We start from the raw sequence: 13,225 nt of genomic DNA, 5'->3' as shown, positions 1-13,225 counted from the left end.
GCCGGCACAGCGGCCAATCGTTACAGCGGCTCCGTGGGCGCCGGCCGGCGACCTATGCTGGCCTCTGCCCAACCACCCCGCGCGGACCCGCAGATGTCACTGGTTTTCCAGCAGTTGCTCACCGAGGCGATCGGCGACGCCAGCTACCTCGTGGGGGACGATTCGGCGCAGGTCTGCGCCGTGATCGACCCGCAGGTCGACGTGGCCCGTTACATCGATGCGGCGCGCGAACAGGGCCTGGCCATCCGCTACGTCATCCAGACCCACACGCACGAGGATTTCGTCAGCGGGGCCTGCGCACTCGCGGCGCGGGTGCCTGGGTCGCAGCTGTGCGTCAGCGGCCATGCGCAGGGCGACTACGGCTTCGAACACCGGCCGCTGCGCGACCAGGACGAACTCGTGCTCGGCTCGGTCCGGCTGCGCGTGCGCCACACCCCCGGCCACACGCCCGAGCACATCGCCCTCGTGCTGAGCAAGTCCGGCGACGAGCCGCCCTTCGCGGTGTTGTCCGGGGGCGCCCTGCTGGTCGGCGCCGCCGGACGCACCGACCTGCTCGGGCCCGAGCAGGTGGACGAACTCACGCGGCAGCAGTTCGAGAGCCTTCGCCGCGTCTTCATGCAGCTGCCGGATGGCGTGCTGGTCTACCCCACGCATGTGCACGGATCTCCCTGCGGCGCCGCCATCGGCGACCGCCCCACCTCCAGCATCGCCCAGGAGAAGGCCTCCAACGAACACCTGCGGCAGCCCGACGAAGCCTCGTTCCGGCGGGTGGCCCTGAGCGGACTGCCGCCCAAACCGAGCTACTACCCGCGGCTGAAGGACACCAACACGGCCGGACCGGAGGTCGCGGTACCGCAGCCGGTCGCGGCCTTGCCGCCCCGGGAATTCGCGAAAGCCGCGGAATCGCCGGACGTCGTCGTCATCGACACGCGGCAGATGCTGGCCTTCGGTGGCGGGCACGTGCCCAAGGCGCTCAACTTTGGCGCGGCGGGGCACCTGGCGATCCAGGCGGGGTGGATGCTGGATCCCGGGCGACCGCTGCTGCTGGTACTCGAGAAGGACGCGCAACTCGAAGCCGTGCTGGCGGAGCTGGCGAGGACCGGCCTCACCCGCGTGGCCGGTTACCTGGCCGGCGGCATGAGCGCCTGGCAAAACGAAGGGCTTGCGCTGCAGGCGCTCCAGCAACTGCACGTGCGCGACCTGGCGCAGGTGATCGAACGCGGAACGCACCCACTCACCGTCGTGGACGTCAGGGCGCCGCACGAGTGGCAGGAAGGCCATGTGCCGGGGGCCACGCACATCTTCCTGCCCGAGTTGCCCGACGCACTGCCACGCCTGGACAAGCACGCTCCGGTGGCCGTGTACTGCGACAGCGGCTACCGCGCCTCGATCGCCGCCAGCCTGCTGCAGGCCCAGGGGTACGACGTGCGCAACGTGCCCGGGAGCTGGCAGGCGTGGCGGGCCTGCGGCCTTCCGGTGGCTTCCGACTGAAATCTATCGCGCTCGCCTGGGCGGTGGCCGGGCTTTCGGTGCAGCGTGGCCATTGCGGCCTCGAGCCGCCCATCGCGAGGGGCCGCGTTCGTCTGGCGTGACTTCCGGCGACAAATGAAAGCGGGTTTTGCTGGGGGAACGGTGGCAATGGGTCGATGTCCATCGGAAGACATGGGGCGGCTATCGCGAGCGGCAGCCGCCCTCGTCGCCATTCACCGGAGAAGTCCATGACCCACTTTCGCAAAGCGCATCCGAAGCCTCTTGCCGCAGCCGTTTTCACGCTGGTGCTCGCGGCTGGGGCGTCCAACGTCCTTGCACAGTCCAGCGGCGCCGGCGCGGCGTCCACCCATTCGCCGATGGCCCAGCAACAAGTCAACTCGCAGCAGAGCGGGTCGCAGAACTACCGCGCCATGCGTGCCAACGACATGATCGGCATGCCGGTGGTGGGCCGCGACAACCAGCGCCTGGGCACCTTGTCGGACCTCGTGGTGGACATCAACACCGGTGATGTCCGGTATGCCCTCCTGAGTTTCGACCGCGGCTGGTTCCAGGAAGACGCGCAGGTCGCGGTGCCGGCCAAGCAGTTGTTCCAGTCGTCCCGCGCCGACGCGCTCGTGCTGCAAAACGCGAACCGCGACCAGCTCATGTCGGCGGCCGTGCGCCGCACCGACGACGAGGCGGGCCTCTTCGGCAACCAGCCGCTGTGGACGCGCGTCGACCGCGCCTGGGGCATGGACCCGCCTGCCGGCGCATTCGGCGCCATGCGGGCCACGCGCATCATCGACCGCGAAGTGAACACGGCCACGGAGGACGACATCGGCGAGATCGAGGCCCTGGTGATCGACCTGGCGAAATCGAAGGTGCACTACGCCGTGCTGGAATTCGACCCGGGCTGGCTGTCGCCGGAGCGCAAGATCGCCGTGCCACTGACGGCCTTCCAGCGCGGACGCGGCATGGAGTCCGACGAACTGAGCACCAGCCTCACCAAGCAGCGCGTCGCCTCCATGCCCGCGCTGGATCCCAACTGGTACGGGCGGCTCAACGAACCGGCCTACGTGGCCGGACTCGACCGCACCTTCTTCGGCGCGGGTTTCGGCACCGGCATGGCTGATGCCAGCACCATGGGCAGTGGCCCGAACACCGGCCTGTTCAACCGCCTGGACACCGACCGCAACGGCTGGATCGACCGGCGCGAACTCGACGCGATGCCGGACCTCGGCCAGCACTGGTCCGCGGCCGATGCGAACCGCGACGGCCGCCTCACGCCCCAGGAGTTCAGCCGCCTGGGCGAGCGCGGTGAGGGGCGGCGCCAGTAAGGCCTCAGGCCTTTGCAGACCCGGCTTGCCAGCCGACGGCAGGTTGAAAAGCAAGATGGGCCTTGAAAGGTCCGTCTTGCCAGCGCGCTGAGCAGTTCACTCAGGCCATCGTCGCCAGGAATGCCGGGGCGATCGAGTGATGGCGCGCCCTGGAGACGGCCCTCAAACTGCGGCTCTTCTAGAGCTTCAAGGCGCCCATGGCATCCAGTTTGTCCAAGATGCTGGAGATCCTCGACCTGTTCGACGAGGAACACCCGACGCGAACGGCCGAGGAGATCAGCGCGATCCTTCAACTCTCCGCATCCACTGCTTATCGGTACATTCGCGAGCTTTGCGCCGCGGGCCTTCTAGGTCGCCTGACGGGGGGCAGTCGAAGCTGGTGGATCGACACACCGGCAACACCTCGGTGACCACCGGCGGCTGCGATGCGGCCGTGGTACCGACGCTGGTCGACTGGGACGTCGGCATCGTGGTGGTGGACTCCAAGCGCATCTGCCGGTACGTCGATGAGGCGGCAGTGTCCGACGACGATGCCCGCAGCCTGCGGCCAAACCACCTTGCGGCGGCGATCGACGCCCAGGTGGACATCGTCGACAACCTGCCCAACTACCAGATGCTCAATGGCAAGCCGCCCGGCGAAGACCGGCGCCCGCCCAGCCAGCGCGGCAAGAGCGGCGTCGACTTCGCGATGACCAAGGTCGAACGCTGCGACCGCTACCTGGCCGAGCATGCTGATGACCCGGTACTGGTGCGCGGCTACGCCGCCAAGCGGGCGAAGGAGCTGAGCGCGGCGCAGGAGCTGTTCACCGAACAACGCATGCAGCAGGCCTACACCACCGCCGAAGCGGCTTGCGAGGCACTGGAGCGGCAGCTCCAGGCCGCCAGGACCGCTTGGCTCCTGGACGACCAGCTGACCATGGCCGAGATCTACTGGGCCATCGAACTCCTGCGCATGGGCAACATGGGCGCCGACATCTTCTGGAAGGACGGCAAGCGGCCCGCCGTGGCCGCCTACGCCGCCCGCCTGCGCCAGCTGCCAGCCATTCAGTCGGCCGTCGTCAACTGGCCGGGCGCGCTCTTCAACTGAAGAAATGCGGCATCACGACTCCTCATGAAGTGGAGCTCACCATCCGCTACGACCGGTATCGACCCAACGCGGCCGTCTACCTACAATTCAGGCGTCCGGGAGGATCTGCCGAGCCAATGACAACCCCGCCTGCGCCTCCTGCATCACAGGACGTCTTTCTTTTCAGGCTCCACAAACTGGCTGCCACGGCGAGTCACCCGATCACCCGCCTGTGTGAAGGACGCTACGGCATCACGCGCAGGGAGTGGCGCCTGATCCTCACCCTCGGACGGACGGGGCGGCTGCTATCGACGGAACTGGCCCGCAAGGCGCGGCTGGATCCGGCACGCGCTTCCCGTGGCATATCGCTGTTGGTCGAGAAGGGCCTGGCGGCACGCGAGCCCCGACCGAACGATCGTCGCTACGTGGAGATCATCCTGACCGCGGAAGGGCGACGCATTTACGACGAGATGCTCCCGATCGTTCTCGACATCAACGAGCAGCTGCTGTCAGGGCTCACGGACGCAGAGCGGGAAATGCTCGACAGCCTGTTTGCCCGGCTCGAGCAGCGGGCTGAGTCGCCGCTTGCCAGTACGGCCCTGCCGAAGATCAATCGGCAAAGGCATGGCAGGCACTGACGTCGCGCCGCTCAAGACAGCCCGAGCAAGCGTGCCGCGTTGTCCTTCAGGATGCCGGGCACCACCTCCGACCTGAAGCCGGCCTCCTCGAAATCCTTCAACCACCGGTCCGGTGTGATCAGCGGGAAGTCGCTGCCGAACAGTACGCGATCCTTCAACAAGGTGTTGGCGTACTTGACGAGTTGCGGCGGAAAGTACTTCGGGCTCCAGCCCGAAAGATCGATCCAGATGTTCGGCTTGTGCATCGCCAGCGAGATCGCCTCGTCCTGCCACGGCCAGGACGGGTGCGCCAGGATGATCTGCATGTCGGGAAAGGCGATCGCCACATCCTCGAGCAGCATGGGGTTGGAGCTCTGGAGCCGCAGGCCGCCGCCGCAGCGCATGCCGCTGCCCATTCCGGAATGACCCGTGTGGAACACAGCGGGTAGCTTGTAGCCGTCGATCACTTCGTACAGCGGCCACGCCATCCTGTCCTGCGGCTCGAAGCCCTGCACGGTCGGGTGAAACTTGAATCCCTTGACCCCATACTCCTCGACCAGCTTGCGTGCCTCGCGCGCGCCGAACTTTCCCTTGTGAGGATCGATACTGCCGAACGCGATCATGATGTCTGGGTTCGCCAGCGCCGCCTCCGCGATCTCTTCGTTCGGTATGCGGCGGCGCCCGATCTGCGTTTCTGCGTCCACCGTGAAATTCACGAAACCGATCTTCCGATCCCGGTAATAGGCCAGCGTTTCGTCCATCGTCGGGCGACGGCTTGAGCGGAAGTAGCGATCCGCTGCCCGGTCGAACTCTTCCCCGTAGTTGTCGAACGGGTTGCGGCAGGAGACCTCCAGGTGCGTGTGGGTGTCGATCGCGACGAGTTCAGCGGGGTTCATGGCTGCGGTCTCAGTTGCCCTTGAAGCCCGTGGCCTTCACGATCTGGCCCCATCGCTGTGATTCCGAGCGGACCATCTTCGCGGCGTCCGCCGCACTGCTGCCGATCACCCGGAACCCTGATTCCTCGAGGCGGTCCTTCACCTGCGGGTCGCGCATTGCTTCCACGATGGCCCGATTGAGCGTGGCCACCACCGGCTCCGGCGTCCCAGCCGGCACGAAAAAGGCGAGCCAGGACGAGAAATCCACCTTCGGCATGCCGACCTCGGCGAAGGTCGGCACGTCCGGGAGCAGCTTCGAGCGCGCATCGGCAGTGGTGGCCAGCGCGCGTACCTTGCCGCCCTTGACCTGGGCGCTTCCGAGCGCCGTGGTGACGAATGCGCCTTCGACATCGCCGGCCACGATGGCCGTCACGGCATCGCCTGTCGAGCGATAGTGAACCGGCTCGATCTTGAAGCCGCCCTGCGCGGCAAACAGCTCGGCGCCGAAATGCCCCGGCGTCCCTGCCCCGAAGGTGGCGAAATTGGTCCGGCCGGAGCGCGCCTTGGCGGCTTGCACGAACTCCGCCGCGGACTTGACGGGGGACTGCGTCGGCACCACCAGCAGGAAGTCGGCGCGCGCGACTTCCGATACCGCGATGAGCTCCTTCAGCGGGTCGTACGTGAGCTTGTCGAACGCAGCGGGTGCGATGCTGATGGAGCCGACCTCGGCAAGCAGCAGGTTGTAGCCATCCGGCGCGCTCTTCGCCACGCCCTGCACGGCGATCTGGCCGCCGGCGCCGGTGCGGTTGTCTACGGTCATTGGCTGCTTCAGCCGCTCCACCAGCTTCTGACTGACGATGCGCGCGACAGTGTCGGGCCCGGTGCCGGGCGGGAAGCCGACGGTTAGCCTGATCGGGCGATCGGGATAGGCCTGGCCGAATGCATGTCCGGAGAGACCGAGGGAGCAGGCTCCGGCCGTGAGGACGAGCATGTGCCGGCGGTCGATGACGAGTGCGTGGGGAGTGGAAGCAGGCACGATGGCTCCTGTAGAAGGGAAGAAAGGCCGCGATGCGTGCGGCGGAGGGTTGTTCATTCCGGCAGCTTGATCTCGTCGCCGTAGGGCTCCAGCCGCTGGCCGACACCCTGGGCCCAGCTGCGAGCGATGGCCTCAGCGTCCCAGCCGCCATCGCGGTACGCGACTCGCACTTCGGCGGGCTGCGACCAGAGAGACAGCTTGTCGCCGCCGATGCCGATGCACTGCCCGCTCACGTTCGCTGCGGCGCGCGAGGCAAGGAACACGAGCAGCGGCGCGACGTCCTCTGGCGTGCCCAGCCCGAGGCCCTGGCGCACGGTCTCCGGCAAGGGCTCACCCCGCGCCATCGCTTGAGCCACGGGCGCGAGGGCCGCAATGGAGGCGACCATCTGCGTCATGGCCACCGGCACGATCGCATTTACCGTGACGTTGGCGCGCGCGCATTCGAGCGCCCAGGTTCGCGCCATGGCCGCGATGCCTGCCTTGGCCGCGGCGTAGTTGCCTTGCCCGAACTTTCCGCGCTGGCCGGAGATCGAGCTCACGAGCACCACGCGACCGCCTTCGCCTTGCGAGCGCATCCGACGGACCGCTGCGCGCACGCAGGTGAAGGTGCCACGCAGGTGAGTTTCGATGACGCGGTCGAACTCATCGTCGGACATGTTCCACAGGACGCGGTCTCGCAGGATGCCGGCGTTGGTGCAGAGGATGTCCAGGCGGCCGAAACTGTCGACGGCGCGCGCCACCAGCCGGTCCGCGGCTTCGGCGGATCCGACGGCCACCACTTCGGCGACCGCGCGACCACCCTCCGATGCGATGAGCTGCGCTGCCTGTCGCGCTGCGTCGGCGTCCACGTCGTTCACCACGACGGCGGCTCCGGCGCGCGCCAGGGCCCGCGCGAACGCAAGCCCCAACCCGCGGCCGCTGCCCGTGACGATTGCGGCCTGGCCGGACAGATCGATGTGCTCCTGGTTCATTCCAACTTCCGTGGCCTTCAGCGGCCGAGGTAACGCGGTTCGCGCTTTTCCATGAAGGCCCGCGGACCCTCGCGCGCGTCTTCGGAAGACATGACGAGCCGCTTGGCCTCGTCCTCGATGCGGAAGCCCTCGTCCAGCGGTCTCCCGCTGGCCGCCTGCACGGCGTGCTTGACCGCCTGCACGGCCACCGGCCCGTTGGCTGCGATCAGCTGCGCCAGCGCACGCGCTTTCGGCAGCACTTCCTGCGCGGGGACCACGTGGTTGACGAGGCCGATGCGATGCGCTTGCGCCGCGCTGATGTGCTCCCCGGTGAGCAACAGTTCCATCGCGACGCAGTGCGGCACCTGCCGCGGCAGGCGCACCAGCGAACCGGCAAACGGGATCACGGCGCGGCGGACCTCGGGCAAGCCGAAGATCGCGTGCTCCGCGGCGATCCGGATGTCGGTGCCGAGGACCATTTCCATGCCGCCGGCCAGGCAGGCGCCGTTGATCGCCGCGACGATGGGCTTGTCGATCGGGAAGTCGCGCAGCGACGAGGCGGCCATCACGAACGGCTCTTCCAGCACGCGCCGGTCCCATTCGTCGGCAGCTGGGCGATCGCCGCTCATGAGCGGCAGCATCGTCCCCAGGTCGCCGCCCGAGCAGAACGCCTTGTCCCCCGTGCCGGTGAGGATCGCGACCCGCAAGTTGGGATCCTCCACGAAGTCGCGGACCGCATCGGCCAGGCGGCATACGAGCTCCGGCGTGAGGGCGTTGCGCGCGTTGGGCCGGTTGAGGGTGAAGGTTGCGAGCGGGCCGTCCTTCTCGTACACCAGCGGAATCGCAAGGTCACCCATGGCTGTTCCCCGCCTGGAGCTGCGCCAGCAACTTCTCCCGCAACTCGAACTTCTTGACCTTGCCGCTTGGCGTCACCGGGTACTCGGTGACGAAGCGGATGTACTTTGGCAGCTTGTGGCGGCTCATGTTCGCGCGGCAGTACGCCTCCACCTCTGCTGCATCCAGGTCCTGCCCCTCGCGCACCTGGATGAAGGCGGCGGCCTCTTCGCCCATGTAGGGGTCGGGGATTCCGACGATCTGCGCCTGCTTGATGGCGGGGTGCCGCATCAGGAACGACTCGACTTCGGCCGGGTACACATTTTCGCCGCCGCGAATGATCATGTCCTTGATGCGGCCGACGATGCGGATATAGCCTTCGCGGTCCATCGTCGCGAGGTCGCCGCTGTGCAACCAACCCTGCGGGTCTATCGCCTCGGCGGTCTTCTCGGGCATCCTGTAGTAGCCCTTCATCACGCCGAAGCCGCGCACCAGCAACTCGCCGGGTTGGCCGTGCGGCACTGGCGCTCCGCTGCCGTCGACGATCTTCACCTCCAGGTGCGGCAGCGGCTTGCCCACCGTCGCCGACTTCAGCTCGAAGGTGTCGCTGGTCAGCGTTGCCGTCACCAGCGGGCTGGCCTCGGTCATGCCGAAGACGACGACGGGATCTGCGCCGAATTGCGCCTTCACCTGTTCCAGCACTGGCACGGGGATGGGCGTGCCGCCAGAGAGCACCAGCCGCAGGCTGCTGGTGTCGAACTCGCCGACCCGCGGATGCTGCAACATCGCTATCAGCATCGTCGGCACCGCGTGCAGGATGGTCGCGCGCTCCTGCTCCACCAGCTGCAGCATCTTCAGCGGATCGAACTGGATGGCCTTGACCAGCGTGCCGCCGTGGGCCAGCAGGCCCAGCACGTCCACCACGTTCCCCGCGGTGTGAAAGAACGGCATCGCCGTCACCATGCGGTCGCCGGGACGGAACCCTGCGCGGTAGCCGAACAGCCGTGCGTTGTTGAGCGTGCCGCGGTGCGTGATCATGGCGCCCTTGGGTGCTCCGGTCGTCCCGCTGGTGAACTGGATCTGTGACACATCGTCCGCCCGCACGGCAGCCTGTGCGCCGCGCAGCGCCGCGGCCGTGACTCCCCGCCCGGCCTCGACCACGTCCGTGAAACGCGGAACTCCGACATGGCCGGATTCGCCCGCCCCCAGCAGCACCACGTGACGCAGGGACGGGAAGGCCTCGCTGGAAACTCCGGCATCCACCCGGTGGCTCTTCGTGGGGAGCTCGGGCACCAGGTCGACGATCGTTTCCAGGTAAGGGTTGCCGCGATGTTCAGCGATGAGGAACAGCGTGTGGATCTCGGCCTGCCGCAGGAGGTACTCGAGCTCGCTGCGCCGCACGTTCGTGTTGACGGTGACGAGGATCGCTCCGATCTTCGGAACGGCCAGCTCCAGCAACAGCCACTCGGGAATGTTGGTGGCCAGGATCGCGACTTTGTCACCCCGGCCGACACCCAGCGCCAGCAGTCCGCGCGCGATCGCATCCACGCGGTCGCGCAGATCCCGGAACCCGAGCCTCAGGTCGATGCCTTCCTCGGGATAGCGGTACACCACCGCGTCCTGGCTGCCGAACTCCTCCGCCTGGCGATCGAGCAGATCTCCCAGGGTGATGTCGAGCAGGTCGAATCCCTCGGTCTCGGCATCCCAGACGGATGCATCGTTTCTGGTAACCATGGCCGCCTCCTATCGTTGCGGCATGTCCTGGATGCCGTATCCGAGCTTGACGCTCGCGTCCGCCGGGATTGCCGGCATGGTGTCGTTCCACGCCTCCCAGGCCTGCCGCATCCGAGCGAGCCGCTCTGGGTCGCGGCCGGCGAGGTTCGCGCGTTCACGTGCATCGGTGGTGACGTCGAACAGGTAGTCGTGACCATCCACGCGCAGGTACTTCCAGTCGCCGCTGCGATGGGCCCGCTGGTCCCGGTGCTTCATGCGCCAGAACATCGGACGGTCGAACTGCACGCCGGGGGACTGCAGCACCTGCAGCAGCGATTGGCCATCCAGCGGGTACTCCGCATCGGGCGCCGCGCGGGCCGCCTGCAGCACCGTCGCAGACCAATCCATCGTCATGCAATGCTGGGCGCTGACGCTTCCAGCCGGGATCACGGCCGGCCAGTGCGCGATCCACGGCACCCGGATGCCGCCTTCGGTCAGGTCCATCTTGCCCCCCACCAGCGGCCAGTTGTCCGAGAAGCGCTCGCCGCCGTTGTCGCTGGTGAAGACCACGAGCGTGTTGTCAGCGATGCCGTGCCGGCGCAGCGCCTCCATCACCCATCCGATGCCCTCGTCCATGTGGTGGATCATCCGGTGGTAAGTGTGGATGTTGCCGCCGTGCAGATGGAACAGGTTGGTCCGGACTTCCGGGGCCACGTGTGCGTCGTCACGCGTTTCCCAAGGCCAGTGCGGTGCGGTGTAGTGCAGGCTCAGGAAAAACGGCTCCCGCGCCGCCGCCATGCGGTCGACGTAGTCGACCGCATGGCGCGAGAGCAGGTCGGTGAGGTAACCCTCCTCCTTCTTCTGCTGCTCGTCGAGGTACAGGTCATGGTCGCCGTTGCCCCCGCAGTGAGTGAAGTAGTCGACGCCGCCCGACATGGGGCCGAAAAACTCGTCGTACCCGGACCTGATCGGACCGAAATGCGGCGGGTAGCCGAGGTGCCACTTGCCAATCAGTGCCGTCTTGTAGCCTGCCTTCTTCAGCAGTGACGGGACGGTCGGATGCTCCGGCGGCAGGCCCAGTGTCTTGCTGCCCTTGCTGCCCGCGCTGATCGGCTCCTCGGCGGCCCCGCGCAGCCGGTACTGGTAGCGCCCCGTGATTAGCGCAAAACGCGTGGGCGAACACACGGGCGAATTGGCGTAGCCGTCGGTGAAGCGGATTCCGCCGGCGGCCAGCGCATCGAGCACCGGGGACACGGGGCCGAATTTCGCATCGCGGCCGCCGTAGCAGCCCAGGTCGGCGAAGCCCAGGTCGTCGGCGACGATGAAGATGATGTTCGGGTTCATGAGCGAACGTTCCTTGGCTTGAGGGTGAAAAGCAGGCTGGCGTCGTGGCGGGCCGGCACCAGCGCGTCGCGGTGCCCGAGCACCCGGCGCTGGATGACTGAGCCCTTGTCGGTCGCCCCCATGGTCGATCTAGGGCGGCCCGTGCAGCAGATGCCAGAGCGCCGTGCCCTTGGCTCTTCTGGTCACCGCAGTCGCGAGGTGGTCGAGGACCTGCTGGAATCAGTGGCGCCGTGCGTGCGGGGGACAGGCCGATGTCGCCAGCCTCAGCCGGCGTCGGGAAGGTTCAGTCGGCGGCCTTGAATCCGGTGGCCTTCACGAGTGCCGCCCAACGCGCTGTTTCGGCGGCAATGGTCTTTTCGAAGTCAGAGACGGATTCGTTCGGCACATCGAAGTTGAGGGCTTCGAGCCGGCCGCGATAGCCGGGGTCGGCCTGGACCTTGAGAGCCGCCGCACGAATGGCCTCCAGGATCGTCGGCGGTGTAGCCGCGGGAGCGAATAGGCCGAACCAGATCGTCGTGCCGAGATCCTTGTAGCCAAGCTCGGCCAGGGTAGGTACCTGCGGCAAGTAGCGCGAACGCTGCGGGCCGGTCACGGCAATCGCGTTGAGCTTGTTCTCCTTGATGTGCGGCACGGCGGACGCCAGCTGCGTGAAGCCCAGCGGCACCTGCCCGCCAAGGATGTCGGTCACCTGCGGAGCGGATCCCTTGTACGCGATGTGCACCATGCTCGCGTTCAGGCGCTCGTTCAGCTGGTAGCCCAGGAAGTGCGAAGGCGTACCCGGACTGAAGGACGCGTACGACGCCTTGTTCGCGGGGTTCTGGATCCACTTCGCCAGCTCACCAAAATTCTTCGCAGGCACCGAGGGGTGAGTCACCAGCACGAGCGGGGCCTCGACACCTTTGAGGATCGGCTTGAAGTCGCTCTGCTTCCAGCGCAGTTGGCTGAAGGCGGCCGGATTGATGGCCAGCATGGACTGCGTTCCGATCCACAGCGTGTGCCCGTCCGCAGGCGCCTTCAAGGCCGCCTCGGCGCTGAGGTTGCCGTTGGCGCCGGGCCGGTTCTCCACCACGAAGGTGCCGCCGGTGACCTTGCCGAGCTGGTCGGCCAGGGTGCGTGCAAACGGATCGAGTGCCCCGCCGGCCGGGACCCCGACGAGCAGCGTCACGGGCTTGCTGGGCCAGCTTTGCGCCTGCGCGCCCGCTACGTGGAACGCGGCGAGCGCGAATGCGGCCAGGCAGAGCATCCGGCGCGAGGCGGAGCGGGGGAATGCGGATCGGCTGTCGTTCATCGTGTCTCCTGACGGCCGCGGCAGGGAATGGCTGCCGCGCGATGGGAGCCACTCTAGGCCCGGCACTAATACTTCATGAAAACAAGTGTTGCTAGGACTTCCCCTGCCCTCGCTTCACATCAGGGAACGGTCGACCCCCAAGCCCGCGGGCGCGTGTGCGCAGTTAGCCGGTGGTTGCTTTGGGCTGCTGCCGGTTGTGCCGGTCCAGCACGTTGTCGGCGATTGCGCTGCGCTCACCATGATCCTTGGGCAGGGCACGCCGTTTGGCTCTGGCTTTCAAGGCTGGCTCAGCCATCAGGCGCTCGATGCGATGCAAGCCACGCCGTTCAACGAGGGCCAGGTACGTCGTGCCAAACCCGGCGCGCACCGCAGGTCCTGTCGCGATTCAACAAGCTTTGCCGCTCGGCGCGATCGATTCGACCGCTGCCCACAGCGATGGGTACTCCCCCTTGTGCTCCTGCACCATCCTCACCGCGCGCTCACGGACCTCAGGTGAGAACTTGTTCGACTTCTTCATGGCTCAATCCTCTCAGAGATTTGAGCCTCCTCAAAAGCCGGGGCGATTCACTTACGTCGTCGCGCCAGTTGTCGATGACGCTGCGCATGTGGCTAAGGCTGGCGAACCAGTGCTGGGACAGGCATTCATCCCGGAACCGGCTGTTAAAGCTCTCGATGTACGCGTTCTGCACGGGCTT

12 protein-coding genes and 2 pseudogenes are annotated in these 13,225 nt (G+C 67.1%); 5 read left to right on the top strand and 9 right to left on the bottom strand.

Annotated elements, in window-relative coordinates:
• The first annotated feature begins 93 nt into the window (after positions 1 to 93).
• The 5 genes from JI739_RS00070 to JI739_RS00050 all read left to right on the top strand — a co-directional run bounded on the left by JI739_RS00070 (position 94) and on the right by JI739_RS00050 (position 4,511).
• Positions 94 to 1,491, top strand: a complete 1,398-nt coding sequence (locus tag JI739_RS00070) for an MBL fold metallo-hydrolase (RefSeq protein WP_201681815.1) — start codon at positions 94 to 96, stop codon at positions 1,489 to 1,491.
• Positions 1,492 to 1,718: 227 nt separating this feature from the next.
• Positions 1,719 to 2,807, top strand: a complete 1,089-nt coding sequence (locus tag JI739_RS00065; protein ID WP_201681814.1) for a PRC-barrel domain-containing protein — start codon at positions 1,719 to 1,721, stop codon at positions 2,805 to 2,807.
• 197 nt (positions 2,808 to 3,004) lie between these two features.
• On the top strand, positions 3,005 to 3,217 hold the full coding sequence (locus tag JI739_RS00060; protein WP_236589006.1) for a helix-turn-helix domain-containing protein: 213 nt from the start codon (positions 3,005 to 3,007) through the stop codon (positions 3,215 to 3,217).
• On the top strand, positions 3,187 to 3,894 hold the full coding sequence (locus JI739_RS00055; RefSeq protein ID WP_201681812.1) for a glutathione S-transferase family protein: 708 nt from the start codon (positions 3,187 to 3,189) through the stop codon (positions 3,892 to 3,894). Before JI739_RS00060 ends, JI739_RS00055 begins: the two co-directional genes overlap by 31 nt.
• A 29-nt stretch (positions 3,895 to 3,923) precedes the next feature.
• Complete coding sequence (locus JI739_RS00050; RefSeq protein WP_201681811.1) at positions 3,924 to 4,511, top strand: MarR family winged helix-turn-helix transcriptional regulator; 588 nt, start codon at positions 3,924 to 3,926, stop codon at positions 4,509 to 4,511.
• An 11-nt stretch (positions 4,512 to 4,522) separates the two neighbouring features.
• Here JI739_RS00050 and JI739_RS00045 read toward each other — a convergent pair whose 3' ends face one another.
• From JI739_RS00045 to JI739_RS24305, 9 genes and pseudogenes are all read right to left on the bottom strand, one after another.
• Positions 4,523 to 5,386, bottom strand: coding sequence for an amidohydrolase family protein (locus tag JI739_RS00045; protein WP_201681810.1), 864 nt, complete (start codon positions 5,384 to 5,386; stop codon positions 4,523 to 4,525).
• A gap of 10 nt (positions 5,387 to 5,396) precedes the next feature.
• Positions 5,397 to 6,401, bottom strand: a complete 1,005-nt coding sequence (locus JI739_RS00040; protein ID WP_354003647.1) for a Bug family tripartite tricarboxylate transporter substrate binding protein — start codon at positions 6,399 to 6,401, stop codon at positions 5,397 to 5,399.
• Positions 6,402 to 6,454: 53 nt separating this feature from the next.
• Positions 6,455 to 7,372 carry an SDR family NAD(P)-dependent oxidoreductase gene (locus JI739_RS00035; protein ID WP_201681809.1) on the bottom strand — a complete coding sequence of 306 codons (918 nt, stop codon included), beginning with the start codon at positions 7,370 to 7,372 and terminating at the stop codon, positions 6,455 to 6,457.
• 17 nt (positions 7,373 to 7,389) lie between these two features.
• The gene (locus JI739_RS00030; protein WP_201681808.1) at positions 7,390 to 8,208 is read right to left on the bottom strand and encodes an enoyl-CoA hydratase/isomerase family protein; all 819 of its coding nucleotides are present in this window, start codon (positions 8,206 to 8,208) and stop codon (positions 7,390 to 7,392) included.
• A complete protein-coding gene (locus JI739_RS00025; RefSeq protein WP_201681807.1) occupies positions 8,201 to 9,919 on the bottom strand; it encodes an AMP-binding protein in 1,719 nt (572 codons plus the stop codon). Before JI739_RS00025 ends, JI739_RS00030 begins: the two co-directional genes overlap by 8 nt.
• 9 nt (positions 9,920 to 9,928) lie before the next feature.
• Complete coding sequence (locus JI739_RS00020) at positions 9,929 to 11,242, bottom strand: sulfatase family protein (RefSeq protein WP_201681806.1); 1,314 nt, start codon at positions 11,240 to 11,242, stop codon at positions 9,929 to 9,931.
• 283 nt (positions 11,243 to 11,525) lie between these two features.
• Positions 11,526 to 12,530, bottom strand: a complete 1,005-nt coding sequence (locus JI739_RS00015; RefSeq protein ID WP_201681805.1) for a Bug family tripartite tricarboxylate transporter substrate binding protein — start codon at positions 12,528 to 12,530, stop codon at positions 11,526 to 11,528.
• Between the two features lie 199 nt (positions 12,531 to 12,729).
• Positions 12,730 to 12,946 (bottom strand): annotated as a pseudogene (locus tag JI739_RS24310) (IS3 family transposase); the annotation flags it as partial.
• Between the two features lie 147 nt (positions 12,947 to 13,093).
• Positions 13,094 to 13,225 (bottom strand): annotated as a pseudogene (locus tag JI739_RS24305) (integrase core domain-containing protein); the annotation flags it as partial.

This window comes from Ramlibacter aurantiacus, from assembly GCF_016722895.1.
Lineage (GTDB): Bacteria > Pseudomonadota > Gammaproteobacteria > Burkholderiales > Burkholderiaceae_C > Ramlibacter > Ramlibacter aurantiacus.
This window is presented reverse-complemented; position numbering and strand designations above follow the sequence as displayed.